We start from the raw sequence: 26,487 nt of genomic DNA on the forward strand, positions 1-26,487 counted from the left end.
GGGATTTTAGAATGAATGTTTTATGGATTATCAACGGTGTTTTATTAACAATCTTATTAGCAATGGGGATCAATGAGTTATATCTTAGAATCATGGCAAAACGTTCTGCCAAAACGATCACAGAAGAAGAATTTAAAGAAGGCATGAGAAAAGCTCAAATCATTGATGTCCGTGAAAAAGACTCATTTGATGCAGGTCATATTCTTGGTGCGCGCAGCATGCCATATACAACGATCAAAACAACGTTGAATTCAATTCGTAAAGATCAACCTGTCTATATTTATGATCAAAAAAAATCATTAAGTATTCGTACAGCAAACCAATTGCGTAAAAATGGCTATAAAGATCTTTATATTTTAAAAGGTGGCTATGAAGGCTGGACTGGCAAGACGAAAAAGAAAAATGCTTAATCAATAAAGCACAGAGAAAAACGACGGTTCGAAATTGGACAACGTTTACTTCTCTGTGCTTTTTCTTGTTAACCTAAATTGTAAATCGTTTCTTTTTTTATTAATTAGGATAAAATAAAGATGAGGTGACAAACATGATTCAAATCAAAAGAGCATACGAAGAAGCACGATCTGATGATGGTTACCGAATATTAGTCGATCGTTTATGGCCTAGAGGAATGTCAAAGGAAAAAGAACACTTAGATTTATGGTTGAAAGAAATAGCGCCAAGTAATGAACTTAGAAAATGGTTTAATCATGAACCCGTTAAATTTTCTGTATTCAAAGAAAAATACCTAACTGAAATAAAATCGGGTGAAACACATGCCGCATTTCAAGAACTTTTGAACATCATAAAAGAGTATCCTGTGATCACACTGATTTATAGTGCAAAGGATGAAGTGCATAATAATGCGGTGGTATTAAAAGAAGTTTTAGATAAAAATAAGTCGAATTAATCCGAGAAAATAAATTGAAAGGGGGAAAATAATGAAAATCGCGATTGTTGGTGGCGGACCTCGAGGCCTTTCCGTATTAGAGCGAATTGTTGAATGGTCAAGGGAAGAACAGGTGATACAAATTACAATGTTTGATTCTTTCGGTCCAGGAGGTAAAGTCTGGCGTGAAGATCAGCCATTATCTTTGTTGATGAATTCTGTTGCCTCTCATGTCACTTTATTTACAGATGAAACATTAAGTACAAAAGGTCCTGTAGCAAAAGGACCAAATCTATATGAGTGGGCACAAGGAGAAGCTACAGCTTTTATCAAGAAACACAATTTTGAAAATAGAGCAACACTATTAGAAGAGTGCGAACGTCTAGGTCCGAATGATCACTGTTCCCGAGTTTTTTATGGTTTGTATCAAAAATGGTTTTATGAATATGTGCAAACACGAATGACAGAACAAACCTCGGTAAAGTTTTTTAAAGATACTGTTCGTGCTGTAAAAATGCAAGAGGATAATTTTCTAGTATATACCAAAGCTGTAGAAACAACAGTGGATACGGTTATTTTAGCTTTAGGACATCAAGAAAATGAACTAATTGGAAACGAAAAAGAGCTAGCTGCTTATGCTAGCGAACATCGTTTATTTTATTCCTCACCTAAAAATGCGGCAGATGCTTATCTTGAAGCAATCACAGAAAATACCCCAGTTTTGATCAGAGGTTTAGGATTGGTCTTTTTCGATTATCTTGCCTTGCTGACGAGTGAACGCGGTGGTGTATTTAAAGAGCAAAATGGAGAACTGATTTATCAGCCTTCTGGAAAAGAACCTAAAATCATTGCTGGTTCTGGTCGGGGCATTCCTTATCATGCTAGAGGGACTAATCAAAAAGGGTATGGAGAAGAATATCAGCCACGTTTTCTAAAAGAAAAGAGTTTGAATAAGTTTAAAAGAAAAGGAAGCTTTTCTGCTGAGCAATTTTTTGAGCTTTTAAAAAAAGAAGTGGAATTTGCCTATTATTCGGCATTGGTGGAGGCTAATTACCCTAAAGTAAATCAGAGTCGTTTCAATGAAGAATTTATCCGAACAAGAGGTGCCGAATCGGTTTTGGAAAAATATGGTATCCATAAAAAAGATTTTTGGGACTGGTCAGCTCTTCAGCATCCAGATCAAAGCGTGGGAGCAGTAGATTCTTTTCAGGAGTTCATCCTTACTTATTTACATTGGGATTTTGAACAGGCAAAAAAAGGTACGATCTCAGGACCTTTTGCAGCAGCTTTGGATAGTTTGAAAGACTTGCGAGATGAAGTTCGTTTTATGATGGATCATAAGTTATTTACCAGCGATGAGTATAAAAAATGGTTGTGGGATTGGTTTACCCCGTTGAATGCTTTTTTATCGATCGGACCTCCTTTAGAAAGAACTGCTGAGTTGAAGGCGTTGATCAAAGCTGGGATTGTGACGCTTCTTAGCCCGGAAATGGAGATAGCAACAGAAGCAGGTTGGTTTATTGGTTCTTCTCGAAAAGAGCCGATTCAAAAGTATAAAACCCATTTTTTAATTGAAGCAAGATTGCCGAAAACAGCAAATCAGTTTAGTTTAAATCCCTTAGTGCAACAGCTTTTAAGAGATGAAATAGCGAGTCTGCATCAATTGGAGTTAGCTTCTGGCGAAATTTATCGGACGGGGGCACTTTTTGTGGAGCGAGAAACGAATCAAATACAGTCGAAAAACGGCGAAGTTGTCAGTGGATTATTTTGTTATGGTATTCCAACTGAAGGAATTCATTGGCTGACAGCGGCCACGGCACGACCTGGAACAGATCCATGGAACCTGAGGGAAGCAGATTTGATTGCTAGAAATATATTTGAAGGAAAAAGAGATTTGAAAGAGAACAACTAATAATAAGTGTTGTTTTCTTTTTTTAGTTTGAAATTTGCAAAAAAAAAGAGAAATTTTGTTCGTGACAAAAGACGTCACGAACAAGATTTCCTATTTTTTAGTCAGAGCTAAACAGCTCATTCTGCTTTTCGTAATCTAACTGCACACGTTAGATCATTCGGCGATAACGAAAACCAATTCACAGGGAAGAACACCCTGCTAAAATTATTTTTCTTATATCGCTCATGATCTGAGCGAACGTGTTCCGCTTTTCTGTTTATCGAGAAATGCGTTTACGCATTGCTTTTTTACGATTTTCCTCGATCATATCTTCTTTTTCTTCGATTGGATCAAGAACAGTTTTTTTGATAGTAGCTGCAAAACCGACAACAGCTGCACAAGTTACGGCTGTTCCCACAAGCATTCCTGAAATAAATTTTTTCATATACATTCTCCTCTCGGTTATTTAGACACCTCTATTATGAACTAAAGTAAGAAAAAAAGCCAATAGATTTTAGTAAAAGCATCTTAATCTCGTTCAGTTATGATTAAAAAATAGATTTAATCTTTTTCTAAGTAGTTAGCGGATATTGTTTTACGAAATAAATGTAACCGTTTTATATAAAAGTTGTAAAAGTTTAGTAAATGTTTTATAATTAATTTACTAAAATAAAATCAAGAGGTGACTGCTGTGGAAAATGAGTTAAAAGAACTATTTCATTCTGTATTTGGAATGGAATCAAAAGAAATTTATTTTGCTCCTGGAAGAATCAATTTGATTGGTGAACACACAGATTATAATGGCGGTCATGTTTTCCCAGCAGCTATTACGATCGGAACATATGGTGTTGCTAGAAAACGCGAAGATCAAACGATTCGTTTTTATTCAGAAAATTTTTCAGAATTAGGAATTATTGAACTTTCTTTAACAGATTTAACGTATAAAAAAGAAGATGATTGGACGAATTATCCTAAAGGCATGATTCATTATTTGATTGAACAGGGCTATGCAATTGATCGAGGGATGGATATTCTCTTTTATGGCACGATTCCAAATGGAGCTGGACTTTCTTCCTCAGCGTCGATTGAATTACTAACCGGGGTCATTTTAACGGATCAGTTTGATTTGAAAATTAAAATGTTAGATTTAGTGATTACAGGTAAGCGTGTGGAAAATCATTTTATCGGGGTAAATTCAGGTATCATGGATCAGTTTGCTATTGGAATGGGCAAGCGAGAACATGCTATTTTATTGGACACAAATACGCTTGATTTTGAATGGGTGCCAGCAAAATTTGGCGAGTATGCGATCGCGATTATGAATACAAATAAACGCAGAGAACTGGCTGATTCAAAATATAATGAACGTCGGGCAGAATGCGAGCTGGCTTTAAGTCGTTTGCAAACCGTTCTACCGATCGAAACTTTGGGCGAGTTAACAGAAGAATGTTTTGATCAAAATAAAAAAGTGATTGCTGATGAACGCTTGATTAAACGAGCAAAGCACGCTGTAACTGAAAATCAACGAACAATCAAAGCAAAAAAATTTCTCGCTGAAAATGATCTCACCAGTTTTGGTCAGTTGCTGAATGCGTCCCATGCTTCTTTGAAAGAGGATTACGAAGTGACTGGTATTGAACTAGATACATTAGTAGAGGAAGCTCAGCGATTCCCAGGTGTGTTAGGCGCCCGAATGACAGGAGCGGGTTTTGGCGGCTGTGCAATTGCTTTAGTCAAAGAAACAGAGATGGATCATTTTATTAAGCAAGTTGGGCAAGCCTATCTAAAAAAAATCGGCTATCCGGCAGGTTTTTATATTGCAAAAGTTGATGATGGAGCTAGAAAGCTGTAGAATAAAGAATACGTTAAAAAAACGATTTTAATTTCTTATATATTTAACAAGGAGGCAATGATATGTCAATTTTAGTTTTAGGCGGAGCGGGCTACATTGGTTCTCATGCTGTTGATCAATTAATCAACAAAGGGTATGAGGTGGTCGTTGTTGATAATCTTCAAACGGGTCACAAACAATCAGTTCATGAAAAAGCGACATTTTATCTAGGGAATATTAGAGATAAAGGTTTTATGCAAGATGTGTTCAAAAAAGAATCGATTGATGGTGTGATTCATTTTGCTGCAAGTTCACTTGTCGGTGAGTCAGTAGAAAAACCATTAGTATACTTTAATAACAACGTTCATGGAACTCAAATAGTATTAGAAGTAATGGAAGAATTCGGCGTTAAACACATCGTATTTTCTTCTACAGCTGCTACTTACGGGGAACCTAAAGAAATGCCGATAGTAGAAACGATGCCAACAAATCCGGAAAACCCATATGGTGAAAGTAAATTAATGATGGAAAAAATGATGAAATGGTGTGACAAAGCCTATGGTATACGTTATGTTGCCCTTCGTTATTTCAATGTTGCTGGTGCTAAATCAGATGCTTCTATTGGTGAAGATCACGATCCAGAAACGCATTTGATCCCAATTATTTTGCAAACCGCTTTAGGTCAAAGAGAACATTTAGGCATTTATGGCGACGATTATGATACACCGGATGGTACATGTATTCGTGACTATGTTTATATCGAAGATTTGATTGCGGCTCATATTGCGGCGTTAGATTATTTACAAAAAAGGAATGAAAGTAATATTTTCAATCTAGGCAGCAACACTGGCTATTCGGTCAAAGAAATGCTCGAAGCAGCTAGAGAAGTTACTGGCAGAGAAATTCCAGCTAAAGTATTGCCGCGCCGGTTAGGTGATCCTAGTAAACTAGTTGCATCAAGTGAAAAAGCTAAAACGATTTTAGGCTGGCAGCCTCAAGTCACAGATATCAATCAGATTATCAAAACGGCATGGGATTGGCATCTGAGTCATCCAAAAGGGTATGAATAATTCTGTCGAGACTGAACGAGCCTGCTCAGCTTTTAAATTAGGAGGAAACATTGTGTCAATTAGTCAAACTATTACCGATTTTGTGACATTAGCGATTCAAGCTGGTGGTTGGATGGAACTGGATCGTCTTTATTTACAAAATCGTGTACTTGCAATGATCGGTGAAGAATCATTAGAGTCCATTTCTCCAACCGTAGTGACTAAGACATCCTTAGAATTGTTGGATGAATTAGTGACTCGAGCTGTAGAAAACGATGCAGTCAAAGAGAAAACAGCGGATTTAGAAATTTTTGAAGCGCAATTAATGGATTTTCTCACACCGCCACCTTCAGTGGTGAATGCTCTTTTTGCGCAACATTATGAAAAAAATCCAGCTGGCGCAACCGATTACTTCTTTAAATTAAGTCAAGAAAATGATTATATCAAAACTCGAGCTATTGCTAAAAATGTTGTTTTTCCAGTAGAAACAGAATACGGTCAACTTGAGATCACGATCAATTTATCAAGACCTGAGAAAGATCCCAAACAAATTGCTGCTGAACGTCAAGTAACTCAAGTGGATTATCCTAAATGTGTCCTATGTATGGAAAACGAAGGCTACAAAGGCCGGACTAATTATCCAGCTAGAACGAATCACCGAATCATTCGGATGAACTTAGATGGAGAGAGCTGGGGTTTTCAGTATTCACCCTACGCATACTACAATGAGCACTCGATTATTTTGTCTGAAGAACACCGTCCGATGGTTATTTCAAAAGAAACATTTCGCCGATTGACTAGAATCATTGAAGTGTTGCCCCATTATTTTGTGGGGTCTAATGCGGACTTACCAATCGTAGGCGGTTCGATTTTAACGCATGATCATTATCAAGCTGGCCGGCATGTTTTTCCGATGGAGAAAGCAGAGATTGAACAATATTTTGAGTTGAGTGATTTTCCTTTAATGAATGCGGGAATTGTCAAATGGCCGATGTCTGTTATTCGATTGCAGAGTCCAAATTCAGAAGATTTAGTTGAAGCGGCCTCATTGATTTTAGAAAAATGGCGTAATTATTCTGCTGAGAATGTTTCAATTCGAGCTTTTTCAGCAGATGGGACGTCTCATCACACCATAACGCCAATCGCTCGCCGTAAAGGTCAACTGTTTGAATTGGATTTAGTTTTGCGTGATAACAATATTTCTGCTGAATACCCAGATGGAATTTTTCATCCCCATAAAGAAGTGCAGCATATCAAAAAGGAAAATATTGGCTTGATCGAAGTGATGGGCTTAGCGGTATTGCCGCCACGTTTAAATGATGAACTGCAAGAAGTGGAAAATTATGTTTTAGAGAAGGAAAATCAGCTTGCAGGTTACCATAAAGAGTGGGCGGATCAAATGAAAGAAACCTATTCTTTTAATGAAAAAAACGCAAAAGAAATTATTCAAAAAGAAGTAGGACAAATTTTTGCCCATGTTTTAGCAGATGCTGGCGTGTATAAGCGAACGCCAGAAGGACAAGCAGCCTTTAAACGATTTATTGATAGTTTATAAAAGAAGGCAGGTGAGCAGATGGCGACGATCAAAGATATCGCAAAATTAGCAGGAGTTTCGCCAGCGACTGTTTCAAGAGTATTGAATTATGATCCAGATCTTTCAGTTGGGATCGAGACTAAGCAAAAAGTATTTGAAGCAGCAGAAGAATTAAATTACACGAAACACAAAAAAAATACAAAAACAGCTAAGGCAAAAATCGTGTTGGTTCAATGGTATGACGAAGTAGAGGAGCTAGAAGATATTTATTATCTTTCTATTCGTTTAGGAATCGAGAAGAAGGCTGAAGAGCTTGGTCTTGAGCTGATCAAACGTTCATTAGAGGAGCTAGATCATGAGTCGGTAGACGGCATTCTTGCTTTAGGGAAGTTTGCCAAAGAGCAAGCTGATTCTTTATTTGAAGTGAACGCCAATCTTTTATTTGTGGACTTTGATGCGTTGGATTTAGGCTATAACTCCTTAGTCATCGATTTTCAGCAAAGTATGTCTAGCGTTTTGACCTACCTTATAAAACATAACCATCAAGAAATCGGAATCATCGCCGGGGAAGAATATACTCGAGGAAGTAGCCGCCTGCTTGAAGATAAACGATTGCTTATTTTCAAAGAGATCTTAGCACAAAAAAAGTTGCTTAATGAAGCATTCATCTTGAAAGCACCATTTACTGTTGCTAGTGGTTATGAAGTGATGAAAGACTTTTTAAGTCAGCATCCAGACCATTTTCCAAGTGCTTTTTTTGCTTCTAGTGATGCTTTGGCCGTGGGTGCTTTAAAAGCAATCCAAGAAGTTGGTCTTAAGGTGCCTGACGATATTTCAGTGATTGGTTTTAATGATATAAGTGTGGCAAAATATGTCAGCCCACCTTTAACCACAATAAAAGTCCATACAGAATGGATGGGAGAATTAGCGATTGAAACAGTTCTTTCAATTATTCATGAACAAGCACCTGTGGCAAGAAAAATAACGATCGCCACCGAATTGATAGAAAGAGCATCAACGAAGTAATTCAACGTTGATGCTCTTTTTTACTATTTATAAGCGATCGCAAACAAGTTGATGTCATCATTAACACAGCTTTGTAACGTAATCCGTTCTCCGCCACCTGTGCCGACTGTAAGATCCCAATAGTTTGTTCCAGTCCCTACCTCAGTTCCGTAATCATCCAATTGAAGTAATGTGCGTACTGTGTAGGTAATAGGAGTCCCATTTGCATCGGTTACGACAATTTGGCTACCTGCACTTAATGAGAAAACAGTTGAGAAGGCACCAGGATTATGACCAATAAAATGAGTGTTTTGGCCGTCATCTCCTGATTGAACTGCAGCGCCTCCCCATGTAGAAGCAACACCACTAGGATTGGAATCGATGATACTTTGGCCACTGCCTTGTCCACCATTTTGGTAAGGAATCGTTTGTCCGTTCATTGTGATAGTCATTGCTCCATATGAAGGTTCAGCTGGGGCTTCAGGTGCACTTGTAGGTGCAGCTTGGGCTGGTTCCACAGGTGTTTGTTCTACGGGTGCAGTTTCTGTTGTAGGAGTTGCTGCAGGTTCACTCTTTGGAACAATGTGAAATGTTCTATCAGCAGTACCAGTATTTCCGCTAGTATCAGTGGCAGTAAAATGAATCGTTTGTGTGCCTACAACAGATGTGTCTAAGGCTTCATCGGCAGTTACTTTTGCTGTGATGTCTCCATCTTTATTGTCAGAAGCAGTGACTTCTTCATAGATATTGACTTTAGTATTTTGTTCAACAGTTTCTTCAGGTACATTGATTGTTGGTGCAGTCGTATCTTTAGCAATATTTACGGCAACAATTTTTTCTTTGCTTTGTTTTTTCTTAGGAGCAGTTGCTAAATTTACTAACTCTTTACCTGTCGGAACATTTTTTATTAAGGTAATCTTTGCTTTTTTAGGTTCGCTGGCCAAGCTATTTGCTCTACTAACTGTGTCGGTAAAAATGTATCCGCCAATAAATAAAGCAATACCTAAAATACTGATGAAACCAACAATAATAGTGTGTTTAATTGTGTTTTTTTTCATGTAGAATCCCTCCAAAAATAGTGGTGAGATTTTCCATTTATCGATAAATTTTAAATCCGCGTTTTTATATTTTTATAATAAGACCCGTTTTTAAATAAACCAATTGAGTTGCGCTTTAGATTAATTCAAAAATGGGTTAGAAGATGCTATAATTACTGTTAAATAGGGATTTCTTCAAAAAAATCTTAACTAAAGGAAAAATTTGAAGAAAATATAAAAAAAGTGAAAAGAGGAGAGAAAATGGAGAGATTGTTATCACCATCTATGCATCGAAGGGTATTGTTGTTGAACTTATTGAATGGGCCAAATAGCTGGGTCACCTCAGATTATCTCGCTGAGAGTATTGAATGCTCAAAGAAAACGATCATGTTGGATTGTCAGTACATAGAAGATCGGTGGTCAGATTATCTGACGATAGAGACATCCAGAAAACATGGGATTCGGCTTATTGCTTCACCGCACCGCTCGATCCATGAAATTTATATTGAGATCATTCAAGAATCAAATGCCTTTTCTTTATTGGAATCTATTTTTTTTGAACCTATGCAGCCAGCTGCCTTTTGGGAAAAGAAATTATTTTTAAGTAACTCTAGTTTGTATCGGTTGTCTAATTTGATCAGTTCAGCTTTAAAAGATCGTAATATTCAAATGAGTCGTTCGCCGTATTTTGTGCATGGTAAAGATGAACGGCAAATTCGTTATTTTTTTACTTGCTATTTTATTGAAGTTTACGGTATTCGTGAATGGCCATTTCATTTAGAGAAAGAAAAGGTCTTTCGCTTGTCGAACAAGATCAATAAGAAATTTGATTTAGAATTGAATGATAGTCAAATCGTTCACTTAGCCTATTCAATCGCAGTGACTATTATTAGAGAACGACAAGGTTTTTTAATTCAAAATAGAAAAGACCCAATCAATAGTTTTGTAAAAACCACGATCGATGTTAGAAAATATCAAGCAGAAGTGGAAGAAATCGCAGAACCATTAAATGTGCTTCTTCCTGATAATTGGTATGAGGACTTCTGTTATTCTATTTTTTGGTGGGATTTTGGTTGGGATAACGCACAAGAAAAAGTGAATGTTATAAAACAAGCAGAAAATTTGGTGAATACGATCAAAGATGCGCTGTCTATTTCTATTTCAGAACAAAGTAAGATAAGTATCGTTCGCTTGATCGAATATATTTATGCCAAACACAAAATGTTTCCCTATAAAAAATTTATGGTCTATGATCGCTACTTGTATTCTAGCCGGGCAATCAAACAAAACTTTATTGTATTTACAGCGGTAGTCAATAAGGCTTTGGGGGTGTTGGAAGCTAAAATGAAGTTCCCATGGAAATCGATGTATTTAGATGGTATTCTTCATGAAATGGCGATTCGCTGGCAAGATCTTAGCAGGCTTACGGATGAAATGCGACATCAATTGTCGGTTCTAGTTTTAAGTGATTTAGGGAAGGAACATGCTCAACTACTTAGTTCGGTCTTAAAGGAAAACTTCCGAAATAAAGTTAGTCTTTCTGTTCAAGAGAATCATTTTTATGATCGAATGGTGAGTAAAGCTGATCTAAATTATGACCTATATGTTTCGAATTACGCTGTTGAAACGATAGATGAGGAGATCAATATGATAGTAGAAGATATTCCGTCATTCAAAAATATCACTGATTTACGGAAATATATTGATAAAAGACGCTTGGTTTTACCAAAAGATATTGCTTATTTAAATGTCTGAATTGTTATGTTATTCGGTCTTTTAAGCTAATTATTTTTTGAAATTAAAATAATAAGTGTCATTTAATAAATAGTAATGATATACTGAAAGAGTATTATTATTTATTAAAGGAGAGAATTATGAAAAAGAAAGCTTACAGAAACACACCTGCATTTGTCTTTCTAAGTTGGGGATCATTTGCCTTTTTCGTGGCATTGATGTTGATTGGTTTGTACACACTAAAAGAACCGTTGATGGTTAAAGGGTACTATTTGATGGGTTCAGTTGGATTGATTTCTTCATCGTTTACACTTTCAAAAGTGATCAGAGACAATCAAGAAGATGAAGAACGCTACAATCAAATGTTTCGTGCGATGGATGGACCATCTAAAAAAGAAGAAACAGATACACACATATAATGAATAATAAAAGCCCTGACGAGAGTCAGGGCTTTTATTATACACAAACTATTTTTTGAGAAATCAAATACTAAAAATAGTTTGTCTTTTGCGTTATGCCCCATGTCTCCAACGACATTTATACATAGTGATTTTTATGATACAATTTACTATTAAGTGAGAAAGGTTGGTGTCTTATGACAATATCAGTTTATGTAGCAAGTGCATTTAGCAAGGGTCAGACAGGCGGAAATAAAGCAGGAGTAGTATTGATGGAAAATCCATTGACCACTACTCAAAAAATGGCAATAGCCAAACAACTGGGCTACGCGGAAACCGCATTTATATCAGAATCTGACAACGCTGATTATAAATTTGAGTATTTTACACCAAAAGAAGAAGTGGATTTATGTGGTCATGCTACAATTGGCTCTTTCACGATACTGAAGCATCTAAAGAAACTATTCAGGAATCGTTATACGATTGAAACAAACAGCGGTGTTCTGACTATTACCATAAAAGATGACATCATATTCATGGAACAAAAGAAACCGATATTCTATGATATTTTGTCTTCCAACGAGTTCAGCGATTGTTTTGATATTAAAGATATAAACAACCAATACCCGATTCAAATAGTCTCCACAGGGCTGAAAGATATTCTAATTCCTATAAAAAACGAAATACGATTAGATGAACTCCAACCTAATTTTGAAAAAATCAAAGAAATTAGCAAGTATTATACTGTTGTTGGGATGCATCTATATGCGTTTAAAGACGATCGAATTATATGTAGAAATTTTGCGCCACTATACGACATCAATGAAGAAGCAGCGACTGGAACTTCGAACGGCGCATTAGCGTGCTACCTTCATGAAAAGCACTCATTGCAAAAAGAAATCTATGTATTTGAGCAAGGTTATTCTTTAGATTCACCTTCCGAAATATTGGTTAAATTAGCAACCAATAGTAAAAATGAAATAGAAAAAGTTTATGTTGGCGGCAAAGGCTATTATTGTGAAACTAAGTGTTTAGATGTAGAAGAGATCAAGTGAAAATTAAAAAATACTGAATCAAAAGGATGAGAAAGTAAGGTTTCAACTTTAGACTATAGATAAAAAAATGCTGATGTGTTTGCCAATACCTTTTCGTCTACAGTTTGAGTCTTGACGAGAGTCAGGGCTTTTTTTTGAAAGATTTTTTAATCAGTTAGCTTTTTTTAATGCCTTATCCATAAAAATCACGTATAATAGAAGATAGTGAAATTTCGAGGGAGGGGTAAATTATGGCTTATCAAGCTTTGTATCGTGTCTGGCGTTCGCAGCGTTTTGATGACGTTGTTGGTCAAAAAGCAATTACGCAGACATTAAAAAATGCGATCATACAAAAGAAAACCTCGCATGCCTATTTGTTTACCGGCCCAAGAGGAACAGGGAAGACAAGTGCGGCGAAAATTTTTGCTAAAGCAATCAACTGTAAACATAGTATAGACGGGGAACCGTGTAATGAATGCGAAACTTGTATTGCGATTACTGAAGGTCGTTTGAACGACGTGATCGAAATTGATGCGGCGAGCAATAATGGGGTAGAAGAGATTCGTGATATCCGCGATAAAGCAAAATACGCCCCAACGCAAGCTGAATATAAAGTGTATATCATCGATGAAGTACATATGTTGTCTACAGGTGCTTTTAATGCATTACTAAAAACCTTAGAAGAACCACCGCAAAATGTGATTTTTATTTTAGCGACAACAGAACCTCATAAGATTCCGTTAACAATCATTTCAAGAACGCAGCGTTTTGATTTTAAACGAATCGGTACACAAGATATCGTTGATCATCTAGGCTACATTTTAAAACAAATCGATGTTGATTTTGAAGAACAAGCTCTATACGTAATCGGCCGAGCAGCAGAAGGTGGGATGCGAGATGCCTTGAGTATTTTAGATCAGACGATTTCATTTAGTGATGAAAAAGTTACGCTGACAGATGCGATGCAGGTAACAGGTAGTTTGACCTATGAAATGATGGATCAATACATCTCCAATTGTGTAACAGGTGATGTTGAGCAAGCGTTAGAAGTATTAGAGAGTATTCTTAGTTCTGGTAAAGAAGCAAGACGTTTTTTAGAAGATCTCTTATTATATTGCCGCGACTTACTGATGTTTCAACAAGCGCCTAATTTGTTAGCTGAAAAAGTTGGAAATCTGACCCAGAATTTCAAAGAACTAGCAGAACAAACTGCTGCTGAGAAAATTTATCAGATGATCCAAATTTTAAGCGATACTCAAAATGATATCCGTTTTACCAACAATGCGAATATTTATCTTGAGGTTGCAACGGTTAAGCTTGCAAAATCTGTTAGAAAATCAGTAGAAATTTCGAATGAAACTCAACCGGTTCCGACAGAAGAGATTGCTACGTTACAGCAACAAATCGAACACCTACAAAAAGAATTAACTGAGTTGAAGAAAAATGGTGTGACAGCTAAAGAAGCTGAACCTGTTAAAGCAACACGGGCAACGAGCAGCAAAAATACGTTGCGGATCCCAACAGAGCTTGTGTATAAAGTGCTGAATGAAGCGACCAAAGATCATTTATTGAACGTCAAAAATGTCTGGGATGACTTATTGCAAATGATGTCCGTGACGCAAAGAGCGATGCTGAAAGCCAGTGAGCCAGTTGCAGCTGGTCCAAATGGTTTAGTGATTGCCTTTGAGTATGAGATCGTCTGTGGTCGAGCCATGGAAGATGAGGAAATGCAGTTAGCTGTTCATAATAATTTAAGCCGTTTGATAAATAATTATGCACCTGATATGATTTGTATTACCAAAGAAAGTTGGCCGAAACTGCGTCAGTCATTTATCAGCCAAAATAAAGAAACACCAGGAGATCAAACGAATGAAGATCGACCTGTTATGAATGAAGAAAACCATTTACTAACAGAGGATGAACCAGCAGAAGAAGTGAACAATCAAGTAGTAGACGAAGCGATTGCCATGTTTGGTGAGGCGCTTGTTGAAGTAATAAACGATTAAGAGGAGACGATAGTTATGATGCGAGGCATGGGAAATATGCAAGGAATGATGAAACAGGTCCAAAAAATGCAAAAGGATATGGAAAAAGCACAAGCAGAATTAAATGTAAGAGAGTTTGTAGGTGCTTCAAGTAATGATTTAGTGACAGCTACATTTACTGGTGACCGTAAAATGAAAGATATCTCGATCAAAGAAGATATTGTGGATCCAGAAGATGTAGAAATGCTACAAGATTTAGTGATTATGGCTGTGAATGATGCCTTAACTAAAGTTGAAAAAGAAACAGAAGCAACAATGGGGAAATATGCTAAAGGCATGCCTGGATTTTAGTATAGAAGATAGTGTTTAAAATAGGATGGACTCAATGATATATTTTTGGGTCCATTCTTTTTTAATGGGATTTAAGAAACTAATGATTATATAAATAAGGGGAGGAAAAAAATGTTAAAGAAAATTAGTTTATTTGTATTTATTTTGCTGGCTTCTATTGGTATTAGTTATGAATTAGATAGTATTGGTTTATCAAATTTAAATAATGGTGCCTACCTAGTATTGTTTTTAACGTTATTGCTATTATGTTTGTATATTGTGCCGGGTACCTTGTTATTAAAGAAATTTTCTAGTTATTTTACTATTCCGAGCTATATAATCGTACTTGCGATTTTTGGTGGGGCTTTTATTCCTGGGTGGTTATCTGCTTTTGGTAATGAGATTGGGGCAAGTCTGATCAGTAACCTATTCGGAAATTCTACGTCTATCAGGAGCTGGATGGATTCCTTGACTGCTCCTGTCGTGGAGGAATCAACTAAATTTTTATGTGTGTTGTTGATCATCTATTTATTAAAAATCAAGAAATTGCCTGAAGTTTTTGGAGTAGGTGTAAGTGTGGGGCTAGGTTTTCAGATCATGGAAGATATTTCATATGTAGTAAATGCGGCGAGTGAATCGATCCAAGAGGTTGTTCCACAAGTGATCATCAGAATATCAGGTTCAATCAGTTCTCATTGGTCTTATACCGGAATCCTTTCATTAGGGATTATCTGTCTAGTAACTAAAAATAAAAATATAAGCAGACGAGACGGATATCTTTGGTTTATTTCTCCGATCGTATTGCATTTCTTATGGAATTCACCAATAAATGAGTTTGAACTTAATGGAATTGCGATTGTCTCAGCTATTTTGACCACATTAACGATTATTATTGTAATCCAAATTATCAACCAATTAAAATTATTGAATCATGATACGTTACGTAATGATCAGTAATAATTTTAAAAGGTACAAAAAATGCATGTAGCAGTTATCATAGCTACATGTATTTTTTTATTACAAATAGGAAAACCTAGAAGGAGTTCCCTCTAGGTTAAATAAAGCAATTTTGATTCTTGGCATTTTCTTCAGTAACGATAGTTAACGAAGAAGTATTATTTGTCTAATTGTTTTTTTCTAAAGATATAAGCACCTGCGATTAATACAACGCCAGCAGATGCAATCATCATACCATTGTTTGTTTCACCTGTTGAAGGTAATTGCTTAGCTGTTGTTTTAGCTGAATCAATCGTTTTTTTAGCTGTATTAGAAATTGGAGATGCTACTTGAGAAATAAGATCCTTATTAGGAGCTTTAGTTTCTTTCTCATTAGTTTCTTCCTCAGGTAAAGTTTGGTTCAGTGGGTTAGCACTTTCTGGAAGAACGTTTAAAGTAATTACTTTTTCAGCAACAACAGTTTCTGAACTACGTTGCTGAGCGGGTTTACTTACATAAAATCTGATTTTGTGAGTTCCGGGTTCTACTAGCGTATTTCCGAGAGCAGTAACTTGGATTGGCTCACCAACAACTTCAAATCCTACCGTTAAGCCATCAGCATTTTTAAATGTAGCCCAACTTAAAACGATATCTTCTGTTAATGTTTGCCCAACATAAACAGTTTGATCCGTTACTTCAATAGATGGTGTAGCTTCTTCAGAAGAGCTAGATTCGGTAGAAGTAGACTCTGTAGAAGTAGACTCCGTAGAAGTAGACTCTGTAGAGCTAGATTCAGTAGAAGTAGACTCTGTAGAGCTAGATTCAGTAGAAGTAGACTCTGTAGAGCTAGATTCAGTAGAAGTAGACTCTGTAGAGCTAGATTCAGTAGAAGTAGACTCTGTAGAGCTAGATTCAGTAGAAGTAGACTCCGTAGAGCTAGATTCAGTAGAAGTAGACTCCGTAGAGCTAGATTCAGTAGAACTAGACTCAGTATCGTTAGTAATTGGAGTTAGGGTGGCACTCATCAAGTCTATGGTACAAGCTTGATAGCTATTTACTAAATAGTTATCTAAAACATTCTGAGCGTGAGCTAATAGGTCAGATAAACTTTGGATAGACTCTGGAGTGTACAAGTCGTGTAAATCAGGAGCGGCCAAGCGTTCCTTAGCAAGATCCACTTCTTTTTGTAAACCCTCACGGAGCAAAGCGTTATTTTCATCATTATATCCTGATGATTCTTCCGCATGAACAACTGAATTTACCAATGGTGTTGAACCAACAACTGAGCTGATTAATAATAAAGCAGCCATAATCTTTAAACTTTTTTTCATAAAAAATCTCCTTTTTTTGTAAAAATTAGTTTTGCAACCATAATAAATATACGATACACAGAATAAAAGTCAATACTTTTCGCGGATAAAAAACAAATAAATACATTATGTTATATAATTTTATACTTGTTATGTTAAATTGTGTTTGAATATAGTTTGAAAGACTATTATATTTGATATTCCTTTAAAACAAAGGATTAGTTGCATGGGAATTTAAAACAATCTGTAATTTCGTTGAACGGAATCTTTATTTATCATTTTTTTATATTTGGTTATAAAGTATGTGAAAGAGATAATATTTTGATAGTTAGTGATAGGATGGATTGTATGAATGAAGATTTTTCTGAGTAGTCAAAAGCTGATTGTTAGTAAAGAAAAAATCATTATTATACTTAATTATCAGGAAAAAATGCTATAATGTACATTGGATTCTTAATAAGTACATAGTTTACAACCAATCGTGAATCGTTTGAGTTTGAAAGGATTTGTTGAAAATGCATTACCCAGAACCAATGGTGTTTGCATAAAAGTTATATATTGTTATCGATCGAAATGTTGATGTTAAAGGACTTTCAACTTTTGTAGTTATTAGTGAAAAGTTTATACATAGGTTTATGTTACCCGTAGTGTTACCTTTTAATTAGAGTAGTATGTAATATAATGAATTCATGTAAGGGTACACGATGTTCTGTTGCAATAGTTCCATTAGTAATTAATACCTTGTTAAAAATTGAGCTATTAATTAAATAGATAATAAGTTGTAGTTCTGATTTTTTTAAACGATACTAAAGTGATACATTTCTGCTTTCGAGTCATTTATGTAATGCTTTTCATATGTTAAAATAAGAACTGGTAGATTTATTCTTTTCTATGATTATGTATATTAAAAAGCAGGTAGGTGTGTGGATTTGGCTATAAAGTCAATTGAAATTAAAAATTTTAAATCAATTGAATACTTAAAAATTAATTTAACTGATTTGAATGCTTTTGTTGGGAAAAATGGAGCTGGAAAATCAACTATTTTAAAAGCAGTCGAGTATTTTTATGATAATTTAATAGATCTTAAAGCAAATAATAGTAACTTTGATACAAATAATTTTCATAAAAGAAAACTTGAGATTGCTATTGAATATGATTTATCAAGAATTACAACATATGCCAACGGTTCTTATGGTTATAAACTATTTGGGATGATGTATTCTGATGGTCATTATTTAGATGAATTATATACTGTAAGAATGGTACAAGAAAAAAATAGTTCTATTGAATGGAATGTTGGTTATAAAGAAAGATACATAATTTACAACTCCAATCCAGTGTATTTTTGTAATACAAGAGCAATCAGTTTAACTAATTGGGATGCACTATGGGATGTAGTTGGTGATTTAGTAAATGCAAAAGATGCTAATGAAATTAGTGCGGAGTTTAATGTTTCGTTACAAGAAAAAAGTTTCTTGAGTTTCAAAAATTATGTAAATTTATTTGAAAAATTTTTATCTAATAATAATCTGTCTATAAATTCTTATACAAAAAAAGAAAAGATTATATCTCTTTTGCAATTACAGTTAGGTGGAAAAGAGTTTATTAATGAGAATGAAAATTTAGATTACTTTTCTGATGGAACAAACTCAAAAAATTTCATTTTATTTTTATCTTATATTGCTTATGAGATCTCTGTGAAAAGGTTAAAAGATGCAACAATATTTTTAGATGAACCTGAGTTAGGTTTGCATCCTAAAATGATTGATCAGTTGATGGAGAAGATAGTTGAGTATTCAGCTAGAGTAAAATTTCTGATTTTTTCTCACTCTCCTAGGCTTGTAGCATATGTATTGAGAAATTCAGGTGAATTATATAGTGTTTATAATCATAATAAATACACAAGGATAAAAAAGATAATTAAATCTTTAGATGAAAGACATCATTTAATAATGACTGAAAGAGAAGCTAGCTATCTTTTCGCAGATTTTCTCTTATTTGTTGAAGGTGTATCAGAAATAGAGTTGTTTAATAATAAAGTAATTCAAAGTTTGTTTCCGATTTTAAAAAAAATTGATATTGTAAATACGACTTCGAATGATCATATTCTAAAAATGATTCTACCTAAAAATAATAAAGTTGAAATACCTTATTTAGTAGTCATTGATTTTGATAAATTAGTAATGTTTAAACCTTGCAATACTAAACCTAATTGTAAATTTAGTATAAAGCAATTATGGTATTCACCGTTAAGTGATAATAAGCTTGAAAAACAGTTAAAATATAACTATTCACAGTTTAAATCTAGAAAATATTTAAATTTAAAAAAAGAAATATTAAAGGATACAAAAAAAATGTTTTCTTATGATGATCAGTTGAAATCAGTTGATGGTTTTGAAAATACTTTCAGAAAAATAAAAGACTACTGTTTATTTAACAATGTTTTTACTGTAAGAACAACCTTAGAAGGTGCAATAATAAATAATAAAAGCAATAAGTATATATCTAAATGGCATATTTATAGAAATGAAAAAGTGAGAAATCTCCTACGTGAACATAATTTAAATGGAAAAGTTATCCTGAATAGACTAATATTTTTAGGGAAGACTGATACTTTAATGAATTATGAGGAAGCCAAATTTGAAAGCAAATATAATAGTATCAAATTGGAAATGAGAAAGAAAAATACCCATTGGATAACAGACTTTTTTGACTATTATGAAAAAACTATATTATGCCAAAAGCAATACCAAAGGGATTTTGATAATTCTAAAAAAATTAAACGGTTTTCAGCTGATTTTCCTGAATTGTATGATATAATTATCAGTATAGAAAGTAGATTAAGTGATGAGTAGTATGTTTTATTCCTAGCTAGATTTGGAATAAAGCCCGTGGTACTTCAGATAATTAGACTGACAATCCAATTATCAATGAAAAAGACATTGGGATATGTAAGAACAAAATTTATATCGCCTCCCTAAAGTTTGCTCGCAAACTTATGACGCGTTGCGAGGTTTGTAGAAAGTACTCATCACTTTTTATATTGGAGAAAATATGAGAATTAATAGTAAATTATATGATGATTTAGAAAATTATTTTTCTATGAGTGTTAATGAATTGACAATAACAACTAGTTTAGAAGCAAAAGATAGAGTCGAAATCTTTAGTATAGAAAAGAAGAATAAGGAAAAAAGAGAGATTCACAGTGTAGATACAAAAACCACTATGTGGAAGGTTCAAAACTTCTTAAACAATAAATATTTTTATCAAAATAACTTTCCAGAATATGTATTTGGTTTTCTAAAAGGCAAATCTTACTTTGGATTTTTACAATATCATGTAAGCAAAAAAAATACTAATAATTTTCTTAAATTGGATATTAAAAATTTTTTTGGATCAATTGATACTGAAGTGCTAATTGAGGATATTGTAAATGATTTTGAGGAAGATACATATAAAAAAGAAGAGTTAAAAATGTTATTTAAAGTGGTTCTTACTTATAAGGATCAATTACCTCAAGGGTTTCAAACATCTCCTTATCTATCAAATTACTATTTCTTAAGGGCGGATTTACGAATAAAAAAGTATTGTGATAAATTAGATTTTAAATATAGTAGGTATGCTGATGACATCATAATATCTACTTTGTCTAAAGGAGAAAAATTGTTTTCTAAAGGTACAGTATCAATGATAGACAGAATAATTGCTGATTTTGATCTGAAATTGAATAGAAGTAAGACTAGAGTAGCGAAAAGGGAATTAGTATTAAACGGTTTCGTTATTTCCTCAGAAGTCAGATTAAGCCAAAGTAAACTCAAAGAATTGAGAAGGGTTCTTTTTATTATTGAACACAATCAATGTAAAAATAGTGATCAATTGCTCGATTTGATTAATTCAGATAAAAAAATAAACAGTAAAAATAAAAAAAGATATTACTCAACTGAGTATCTATTAAAATATTTAAGTGGTATTCGAGCTTTTTTGATATCTTCATTGAAAAACATTAGTACTAAAAGTGATTGGTACAAAACTGCAAGCAAGTTGATAGTAAGAGTAGAAGCAGTTATATTGAAAATGTATTAAAGTTGTATTCTTTAAAAACAACTATTTTTATTATTATAAAGTCGATGTTTTCATATGAGTTCAGAACTAGTAACGGATAAGGCAAAAACACTGTAAAATAAGCATTTCTATCAATCTTGTTTTGTGCAAATAAACATAAAAAAGACCTACTGTTCTCACGAATGTTCCCAGTAGGTCTTTTTTATATTTGTTTGATGATACGAAATAATGTGGATTTATTTTATATTATTTGTTAGAATAAGTATATTTTTAATTCTTTGTAGTATATAATTAATGCGAAGAACTATACTTATATGGTATTTCCACAATAAATATAAAGAGGTAAAATATGAAAAAAAAAATGCTAATAGTCTTTGGAATAGTTGCTATCATTATTATTGGAGTAGGAGGGAAAGTATATATGGATAAGGGCGAAGCAAAGAAGGAAGAAGAGTTATTAACAGTAGAGAAGCAATCAGTGAAGGTATTAAAAAGTACGTTTGCGGATATCTCAGAAGTTAAGTTTAATGAGGCTGGAAAAAATAACATGACAGGATCTTATGGTATGTATGTAACAATAAAAAATGATGAAGGTAAAGAAGTTTCTTTTTCATTTATTTTTTGGAAAGAAAAGAATGAAATAGGTTCTTATATTATTAATGATAGGGCAGTTCAAAAAGAAGGAAGTACGAAAATTAAAGTTCATGTAATATTTTCAAATAATTCGGAGGAAGATATATGATATTTACCGATGAAGAGTATAAAGAATTTAGTGATAGAGCCTATTGGTTAGATCCTAATGACAAGAAGAAGTATGCTCCTGATATGGCAGAAGGTTCCGTGGTTAAGGTTGGTAATAAAGAGTATGAGATATTACAAATACAGGAAAATTCAAAAACGGATGGGATGCAAGCAATGGCAATCGCACCTTTGGATAAGCAAGGGAATGTAGATACTTCTCAAATTGTGATTGCTTATGCTGGAACTAATCCTAAAGATTTTAATGACTTGGAAACTGATTTACGTACAGTGGGAGGATTCTTTGATAAAACAACAAGCCCTGGTTTTTCAATGTCTCCTAGTGAGGCTCGTCTTTCAGGACAATTAAATTCAGCAATTGCTTTTGCAGACAGCGTGAAACAAGACTACAGTGGGGCAACAATCTCAACAACAGGTCATTCACTGGGTGAATTTTTAGCGTTGTATATTGCAGCTGAGAATCAATGGAAAAACGTTGGGTTTAATGGACCAGATCCTTATGAGTTATTGTCTGCGGATGCAAAAAAATGGATTCAAGAAAACCCTGGTGTATTAACAAATTATCGTAATCGTGCCGATATGATTGGTAATTTAATGGGGAATGGTACAGGGGCAGAGATAAAAATTAGTATGGAAATGGGGCTACAATCGCTTGGTACGTATCACGATTTAGGAAAATGGACGTTTGATAAAGATGGACGATTGATTATTAAGAATAATGATTACAATAAAGGTGCAATTCAAGAACAAGCAGAAAGACAATTAAGAAATCAGTTTATTTTAGGAATGTATATATTAGAAATGTTGAAAAAAAAATTTACCGCAAGTGGTGGAGGTCTTTCAACGAATGAGCAAATTTATTTAGATAACAGTCAAGCTTTGGCAGTTGTTCAATATGCGTCTTCTGAATTTGAAGCAGTAATGACAAATACAGTGAAAATTTATCAAGATGGTATAAGAGAGTTAGAAGAATTATGGCAAAAAATTTATTCAAAAGCGTTTTCTGATGTTCCAGATTTGAGTTATGGTGAGGTCATGGACGTACTAGAGTCATCAGGTTCTACAGAGCGAAGTATAGTCACCGAGCCCAATGAAAAATTTAGAGAAAAAATACAAAAAGCGAAAAAAATGAACGAACAATTCAATCAGTTAGCATCAGAAATCAAGGGAAAGATTTCTGAATTGGTACAAAGAGACCAGGAATTAGCAAGACAATTAGGATAATGGAGAACAACTAAATGGATAAAGAGGAACAGTTGCTAAAAGAGTATCAAAATAATAGACGAAAATTCGAAGAACAAGAAGATGACATAAAAAAGTTTCAAAGACAAGGACAACAAATAGCGGATGAAACTTATTCAGAAATTCGTTTTTTATTATCTGATATTAGTGAAGATGATGAAGTTTTGAATGATGCACGAATAGAACTAGCTAATTTAGAAGAAGGGTTTATGATGAACATAGATAAAGAAAAGAAAAAATTATTGAATCGACAAGAAGAGGAAGAACAACGTTATCGAAAAGAATTAAGGGTTTTAAAAGAAGGAGAGTAAAATGTTAGAAGCGTTAGAGAAACTGCTGAAAGAGTATAAGAAAAATGCGCAAAAAACAAAAGTAAGAGCAATAGGTCGATCTGGTGTTCAGAGTAAAGAACTAAAGAAAGAAAAAATAATACGATTAGGTGAACAAGAAAGTAAAAGAGCTCAAAAATCTATCTCTAAAGCGACAACAGGGCTACAAGACACTGTAAAGGGTCAATTTGGTAAAAAGGTAACAGAAGTATTTGATAAGCAAAAACAAACATTAGATAATTTTTAGAACAAGTTTATACTAAACATGTTTTGTGCAAATAAACATAAAAAAGTCCTACTGTTTTCACGAATGTTCCCAGTAGGTTTTTTTATGTTTATTTTTAACTTTCTTTGATAAGTCCAACGGAGTATGAAACATTATCAACACTATCTTTATTGTGAGTTAATTCTTTTACTTCATTGTTGACATTTTTAGCATGTTCATAATCTCCGATATCTTCTAAAATTGTAATAAAATTATTAATTTGCTGCATGTATTTTAGTTCGCCAGTTTCCAACCAATCGGCTAAGTTTTCAAGATATTTTAAGTTCATACGGTAACTATAATTACTGTTTGATTTGTCTAAATTTTTGGCGATTTTTATGTATTTTCTAGTTAGATCGTAATCTTTTTTATAAAGTGTGACAGTGATGGCATTTATAAGCGTGTTATACGCAAACTTTTTAGTAGTATATTCTCTTTTGTCTTCATCTTTTATTGGAAAGGCTTTGTAAATAAGTACATTTGCTTGTTTAGGCGAAAAAAATGTAATCATATTACATAGTAGTTTGTATTCAAAACCAAAATAATAATTTGTTTCTACAAGTCTTTCGTAGATCATATTTATTTCATCAGAATTGACGGGTGCAACTTCTTCCCACTTTTTGTGAAAGAAACATTTAATTGCATAATAGTTTGATAAGTCTTTTATACTTTTATGTGCTTTATTCTCTATTTGATAGTAAATTTCTAGGAGTTTCTTTTTTGTGGATTGTTTGTTTGGATGATTTCCACAATAATAGTAAAGATGATTGAAAATCTCCTGTTGATCGTCTAAGCTGGTTAAAGTAAAAAGTTCTTCTGCTTGAATGTCAAGTTGCTGTAATATAACTTCTAAATCATTTAACTTAATTATTCTTTGATTATTTTCAATTCGAGAGTATGTTGAAGAATCTTGATGGTTTGGTAGCATTTCTTTTTGTTTGATATTTTTTTTAGTACGAATAAATCTTAAAGTATCGCCTATATTCATGGGTTTAACTCCTTTCTTTTGTCATTATAACAAATAAAACGTCTGTAATCTTATAATTTTTTGTATTTATATAAAATAAGTAATTACTTTTTGTCATATAATCAAATCTTAATAAAAGTGGTTCTCATTTTTCTAAATGTCTGGTAATCTTGTCTTGTAGGTGAGAATCACATGTGAATCAAATCTTAAGAATCTTTAGATAGGAGGTTTTGGAATGGAGTTATTAGTTGCAGTTTCAAGTTTAATATCAATTTTTGTTATTACAGTAGGTGGATAATAAACGATTTAAAATTTTTAAGTCATAATTTACGTGTAAGTAAAGAGCGCATAAAAAAAGAGCTGTCTTTAATATCCATAGGCTACCAACCTATGTCAAACATTAAAGACAGGCACTAAAGTATAGGGCTTTGGTGCGCTACTCTTATTTTTGTAGCAGACTGCTACAACTATTGAGTATATCAAAATATTTAAGATATTTCATTAGTATTTGACAATTTGTTAAAATTTAACTAATTGTAGTACAGATTTTGTATACATATTTCTATTGAGTAGTCTCGAATCCAAAAAAAATGGAGTGTTGGATTTGGAGATAAAAGACAAAGAATTGCTGTTACTGTTAGAAAAATTTAGTAAAGAACTAGATATAACTCTTGAGGAAGCTTTTTGTTTAGTTGTTTCTAATGAAGACTAAAATTTTCTTTTAGTTCAAACATAAAAAATAATAATGCTTCCCTTGATTCGGGAGTATCGGGAACGTTGAAAGATGCTAGAAGTTTTCTAATATCTTCATAACGTTCTTTTTGTTTGTTTAAATATTGGGGATCAGCAAGTTGTGCTTTCATTTTTTCAAGGTCGTTTATTTCATAAAGTGGTTCGTAGTCTTCGTTAATAGAGATTATTTCTGAATCTTGTGCAATATTTTCTAGATAACTACTCTGTGCTTTTGAAAAGACTAATTCATTTACAGGAATGTCAATATTAGTTCTTCCTAATAAATAGTCTGTCGAGACATTAAAATAATCTGCTACTTTAGAAAGGTTTGATCCGTTAGGGACTTTCTTTTTCCATGCGTAAAGGGAATTTTTTCCAAATTTTAGGCGTTCTTCTAATTCTACTATAGTAATTTTTTGCTTATCTGCTAGTTTTTTTACCCTATCAAATGTATTCATAGCGTCCTTCTTTCAACAAAAAACAATTATATTAAACTTTTATGTAGATTAGAGTTGACATCTATTTTAAAGTTTAATATAATGTATTTGTAAGGTAATTGATTAATAAAACAATGCGACTAGTTAAGTAATTAAATTGATTGTTTCGTTATATAATTAGTCTATATTAAAGTTTAAACCAAGTCAATTGGTTTAGAGCTTAGAACTCAATTATCTTAATAAAAATGTAGATAAACAAAAAAGTGTTCACAAAACGAAAATGAATTTCTGTTTCGCAAACACCCTTATATAAAACTAGTCATTTTAATTTTAAGGGATATTACGAAATAATACAAGAACTAAATTTTCCAATTGTGCTGTAAATCTTTTTGAGGTGTTGTAAGTTCAGCCTATGAATGAACTACAAGGTGGCAACAAGTATTCGTAAATGAAGCCGAATATTTTATTGATTTTTCGAGATTAGAATTTCTTGTTTACTCCTAAGGGCTAGGTTTTCGGTTTGACTTCTATTTAAGGAGAAGGGCAATGAAAACATTGAATAAGATTCGCTTAGGGTAAGTCGGTGTCTGATGGAATAAGATCACTTTAAGTCTATAGCCGTGTCGTGATGATACTGCTGACGAAAAGGTTGATACATTTCTTCAAAAGAAGTGTAAAAACGTAAAATTAGAGGAGGAGAAGTTGTACACCGTATGTGGTAGGTCTATCTAACG

At 33.6% G+C, this 26,487-nt stretch carries 24 protein-coding genes; 19 read left to right on the forward strand and 5 right to left on the reverse strand.

Annotated elements, in window-relative coordinates:
* Positions 1 to 11 precede the first annotated feature (11 nt).
* From IGL98_RS04545 to IGL98_RS04555, 3 genes are all read left to right on the forward strand, one after another.
* Entirely contained in the window at positions 12 to 410 is a 399-nt protein-coding gene (locus tag IGL98_RS04545) for a rhodanese-like domain-containing protein (RefSeq protein WP_010760502.1), read from the forward strand.
* A gap of 134 nt (positions 411 to 544) precedes the next feature.
* Positions 545 to 907, forward strand: coding sequence for a DUF488 domain-containing protein (locus tag IGL98_RS04550; RefSeq protein WP_206844920.1), 363 nt, complete (start codon positions 545 to 547; stop codon positions 905 to 907).
* 31 nt (positions 908 to 938) lie between these two features.
* Complete coding sequence (locus IGL98_RS04555) at positions 939 to 2,798, forward strand: FAD/NAD(P)-binding protein (protein WP_206844922.1); 1,860 nt, start codon at positions 939 to 941, stop codon at positions 2,796 to 2,798.
* Between the two features lie 256 nt (positions 2,799 to 3,054).
* Here the strand turns inward: IGL98_RS04555 and IGL98_RS04560 are convergent, their stop codons facing one another.
* Complete coding sequence (locus tag IGL98_RS04560) at positions 3,055 to 3,222, reverse strand: DUF3042 family protein (RefSeq protein ID WP_010760505.1); 168 nt, start codon at positions 3,220 to 3,222, stop codon at positions 3,055 to 3,057.
* A 246-nt stretch (positions 3,223 to 3,468) separates the two neighbouring features.
* On the opposite strand from IGL98_RS04560, the gene IGL98_RS04565 reads away from it, so the two are divergent.
* The 4 genes from IGL98_RS04565 (at position 3,469) to IGL98_RS04580 (ending at position 8,217) form a co-directional block, all read left to right on the forward strand.
* The gene (locus tag IGL98_RS04565; protein WP_206911627.1) at positions 3,469 to 4,629 is read left to right on the forward strand and encodes a galactokinase; all 1,161 of its coding nucleotides are present in this window, start codon (positions 3,469 to 3,471) and stop codon (positions 4,627 to 4,629) included.
* A gap of 62 nt (positions 4,630 to 4,691) precedes the next feature.
* Positions 4,692 to 5,678 (forward strand): UDP-glucose 4-epimerase GalE, encoded by a 987-nt coding sequence (gene galE / locus IGL98_RS04570; protein WP_206844925.1) that lies wholly within the window; start codon positions 4,692 to 4,694, stop codon positions 5,676 to 5,678.
* A gap of 52 nt (positions 5,679 to 5,730) precedes the next feature.
* Positions 5,731 to 7,212 (forward strand): UDP-glucose--hexose-1-phosphate uridylyltransferase, encoded by a 1,482-nt coding sequence (gene galT, locus IGL98_RS04575; RefSeq protein ID WP_206844928.1) that lies wholly within the window; start codon positions 5,731 to 5,733, stop codon positions 7,210 to 7,212.
* Positions 7,213 to 7,230: 18 nt separating this feature from the next.
* Positions 7,231 to 8,217, forward strand: a complete 987-nt coding sequence (locus IGL98_RS04580) for a LacI family DNA-binding transcriptional regulator (RefSeq protein WP_206911626.1) — start codon at positions 7,231 to 7,233, stop codon at positions 8,215 to 8,217.
* 23 nt (positions 8,218 to 8,240) lie between these two features.
* Here IGL98_RS04580 and IGL98_RS04585 read toward each other — a convergent pair whose 3' ends face one another.
* Positions 8,241 to 9,254, reverse strand: coding sequence for an immunoglobulin-like domain-containing protein (locus IGL98_RS04585; protein WP_206844935.1), 1,014 nt, complete (start codon positions 9,252 to 9,254; stop codon positions 8,241 to 8,243).
* A gap of 240 nt (positions 9,255 to 9,494) precedes the next feature.
* Here IGL98_RS04585 and IGL98_RS04590 point away from each other — a divergent pair, with 240 nt between their 5' ends.
* The 6 genes from IGL98_RS04590 to IGL98_RS04615 all read left to right on the forward strand — a co-directional run bounded on the left by IGL98_RS04590 (position 9,495) and on the right by IGL98_RS04615 (position 15,671).
* Positions 9,495 to 10,988, forward strand: coding sequence for a helix-turn-helix domain-containing protein (locus IGL98_RS04590; protein WP_206844956.1), 1,494 nt, complete (start codon positions 9,495 to 9,497; stop codon positions 10,986 to 10,988).
* A 119-nt stretch (positions 10,989 to 11,107) separates the two neighbouring features.
* On the forward strand, positions 11,108 to 11,386 hold the full coding sequence (locus IGL98_RS04595) for a YiaA/YiaB family inner membrane protein (RefSeq protein WP_069645454.1): 279 nt from the start codon (positions 11,108 to 11,110) through the stop codon (positions 11,384 to 11,386).
* Positions 11,387 to 11,562: 176 nt separating this feature from the next.
* Positions 11,563 to 12,420 carry a PhzF family phenazine biosynthesis protein gene (locus IGL98_RS04600; protein WP_206911625.1) on the forward strand — a complete coding sequence of 286 codons (858 nt, stop codon included), beginning with the start codon at positions 11,563 to 11,565 and terminating at the stop codon, positions 12,418 to 12,420.
* A 230-nt stretch (positions 12,421 to 12,650) separates the two neighbouring features.
* Complete coding sequence (dnaX, locus tag IGL98_RS04605; protein ID WP_206844960.1) at positions 12,651 to 14,405, forward strand: DNA polymerase III subunit gamma/tau; 1,755 nt, start codon at positions 12,651 to 12,653, stop codon at positions 14,403 to 14,405.
* Between the two features lie 15 nt (positions 14,406 to 14,420).
* On the forward strand, positions 14,421 to 14,735 hold the full coding sequence (locus tag IGL98_RS04610) for a YbaB/EbfC family nucleoid-associated protein (RefSeq protein ID WP_206844964.1): 315 nt from the start codon (positions 14,421 to 14,423) through the stop codon (positions 14,733 to 14,735).
* Positions 14,736 to 14,846: 111 nt separating this feature from the next.
* Positions 14,847 to 15,671, forward strand: coding sequence for a PrsW family glutamic-type intramembrane protease (locus IGL98_RS04615; protein WP_206844975.1), 825 nt, complete (start codon positions 14,847 to 14,849; stop codon positions 15,669 to 15,671).
* Positions 15,672 to 15,829: 158 nt separating this feature from the next.
* On the opposite strand, the gene IGL98_RS04620 is transcribed toward IGL98_RS04615, so the two are convergent.
* Positions 15,830 to 16,981: an LPXTG cell wall anchor domain-containing protein gene (locus IGL98_RS04620; RefSeq protein WP_206911624.1), complete on the reverse strand. Its 1,152-nt coding sequence runs from the start codon at positions 16,979 to 16,981 to the stop codon at positions 15,830 to 15,832.
* A 902-nt stretch (positions 16,982 to 17,883) separates the two neighbouring features.
* On the opposite strand from IGL98_RS04620, the gene IGL98_RS04625 reads away from it, so the two are divergent.
* The 6 genes from IGL98_RS04625 (at position 17,884) to IGL98_RS04650 (ending at position 23,599) form a co-directional block, all read left to right on the forward strand.
* Entirely contained in the window at positions 17,884 to 19,815 is a 1,932-nt protein-coding gene (locus IGL98_RS04625; protein ID WP_206911623.1) for a retron Eco8 family effector endonuclease, read from the forward strand.
* 199 nt (positions 19,816 to 20,014) lie between these two features.
* Positions 20,015 to 21,043, forward strand: coding sequence for a reverse transcriptase family protein (locus tag IGL98_RS04630; RefSeq protein ID WP_206911622.1), 1,029 nt, complete (start codon positions 20,015 to 20,017; stop codon positions 21,041 to 21,043).
* Positions 21,044 to 21,371: 328 nt separating this feature from the next.
* A complete protein-coding gene (locus IGL98_RS04635; RefSeq protein ID WP_206911621.1) occupies positions 21,372 to 21,764 on the forward strand; it encodes a hypothetical protein in 393 nt (130 codons plus the stop codon).
* Positions 21,761 to 23,005: a lipase gene (locus IGL98_RS04640; protein ID WP_206911620.1), complete on the forward strand. Its 1,245-nt coding sequence runs from the start codon at positions 21,761 to 21,763 to the stop codon at positions 23,003 to 23,005. Before IGL98_RS04635 ends, IGL98_RS04640 begins: the two co-directional genes overlap by 4 nt.
* Before the next feature lie 14 nt (positions 23,006 to 23,019).
* On the forward strand, positions 23,020 to 23,334 hold the full coding sequence (locus IGL98_RS04645) for a hypothetical protein (protein WP_206911619.1): 315 nt from the start codon (positions 23,020 to 23,022) through the stop codon (positions 23,332 to 23,334).
* A 1-nt stretch (position 23,335) separates the two neighbouring features.
* Positions 23,336 to 23,599: a hypothetical protein gene (locus IGL98_RS04650; RefSeq protein ID WP_206911618.1), complete on the forward strand. Its 264-nt coding sequence runs from the start codon at positions 23,336 to 23,338 to the stop codon at positions 23,597 to 23,599.
* A 94-nt stretch (positions 23,600 to 23,693) separates the two neighbouring features.
* Here IGL98_RS04650 and IGL98_RS04655 read toward each other — a convergent pair whose 3' ends face one another.
* Together IGL98_RS04655 and IGL98_RS04660 are read right to left on the reverse strand one after the other, a co-directional pair.
* Entirely contained in the window at positions 23,694 to 24,605 is a 912-nt protein-coding gene (locus tag IGL98_RS04655) for a helix-turn-helix domain-containing protein (protein WP_206911617.1), read from the reverse strand.
* Between the two features lie 677 nt (positions 24,606 to 25,282).
* Entirely contained in the window at positions 25,283 to 25,774 is a 492-nt protein-coding gene (locus IGL98_RS04660; RefSeq protein ID WP_430605016.1) for a helix-turn-helix domain-containing protein, read from the reverse strand.
* Positions 25,775 to 26,487 lie beyond the last annotated feature (713 nt).

This window comes from Enterococcus sp. DIV0840, assembly GCF_050527835.1.
GTDB classification, from domain to species: domain Bacteria; phylum Bacillota; class Bacilli; order Lactobacillales; family Enterococcaceae; genus Enterococcus_L; species Enterococcus_L ureasiticus.

Coding starts and splice junctions, on each gene's coding strand:
- IGL98_RS04595 (WP_069645454.1), top strand. CDS start 11,108: ATGAAAAAGAAAGCTTACAGAAACACACCTGCATTTGTCTTTCTAAGT.
- dnaX (WP_206844960.1), top strand. CDS start 12,651: ATGGCTTATCAAGCTTTGTATCGTGTCTGGCGTTCGCAGCGTTTTGAT.
- IGL98_RS04620 (WP_206911624.1), bottom strand. CDS start 16,981: ATGAAAAAAAGTTTAAAGATTATGGCTGCTTTATTATTAATCAGCTCA.
- IGL98_RS04645 (WP_206911619.1), top strand. CDS start 23,020: ATGGATAAAGAGGAACAGTTGCTAAAAGAGTATCAAAATAATAGACGA.
- IGL98_RS04650 (WP_206911618.1), top strand. CDS start 23,336: ATGTTAGAAGCGTTAGAGAAACTGCTGAAAGAGTATAAGAAAAATGCG.
- IGL98_RS04560 (WP_010760505.1), bottom strand. CDS start 3,222: ATGAAAAAATTTATTTCAGGAATGCTTGTGGGAACAGCCGTAACTTGT.
- IGL98_RS04640 (WP_206911620.1), top strand. CDS start 21,761: ATGATATTTACCGATGAAGAGTATAAAGAATTTAGTGATAGAGCCTAT.
- IGL98_RS04630 (WP_206911622.1), top strand. CDS start 20,015: ATGAGAATTAATAGTAAATTATATGATGATTTAGAAAATTATTTTTCT.
- IGL98_RS04600 (WP_206911625.1), top strand. CDS start 11,563: ATGACAATATCAGTTTATGTAGCAAGTGCATTTAGCAAGGGTCAGACA.
- IGL98_RS04550 (WP_206844920.1), top strand. CDS start 545: ATGATTCAAATCAAAAGAGCATACGAAGAAGCACGATCTGATGATGGT.
- IGL98_RS04660 (WP_430605016.1), bottom strand. CDS start 25,774: ATGAATACATTTGATAGGGTAAAAAAACTAGCAGATAAGCAAAAAATT.
- IGL98_RS04545 (WP_010760502.1), top strand. CDS start 12: ATGAATGTTTTATGGATTATCAACGGTGTTTTATTAACAATCTTATTA.
- IGL98_RS04610 (WP_206844964.1), top strand. CDS start 14,421: ATGATGCGAGGCATGGGAAATATGCAAGGAATGATGAAACAGGTCCAA.
- galE (WP_206844925.1), top strand. CDS start 4,692: ATGTCAATTTTAGTTTTAGGCGGAGCGGGCTACATTGGTTCTCATGCT.
- IGL98_RS04555 (WP_206844922.1), top strand. CDS start 939: ATGAAAATCGCGATTGTTGGTGGCGGACCTCGAGGCCTTTCCGTATTA.
- IGL98_RS04635 (WP_206911621.1), top strand. CDS start 21,372: ATGAAAAAAAAAATGCTAATAGTCTTTGGAATAGTTGCTATCATTATT.
- IGL98_RS04655 (WP_206911617.1), bottom strand. CDS start 24,605: ATGAATATAGGCGATACTTTAAGATTTATTCGTACTAAAAAAAATATC.
- IGL98_RS04585 (WP_206844935.1), bottom strand. CDS start 9,254: ATGAAAAAAAACACAATTAAACACACTATTATTGTTGGTTTCATCAGT.
- IGL98_RS04580 (WP_206911626.1), top strand. CDS start 7,231: ATGGCGACGATCAAAGATATCGCAAAATTAGCAGGAGTTTCGCCAGCG.
- IGL98_RS04590 (WP_206844956.1), top strand. CDS start 9,495: ATGGAGAGATTGTTATCACCATCTATGCATCGAAGGGTATTGTTGTTG.
- IGL98_RS04615 (WP_206844975.1), top strand. CDS start 14,847: ATGTTAAAGAAAATTAGTTTATTTGTATTTATTTTGCTGGCTTCTATT.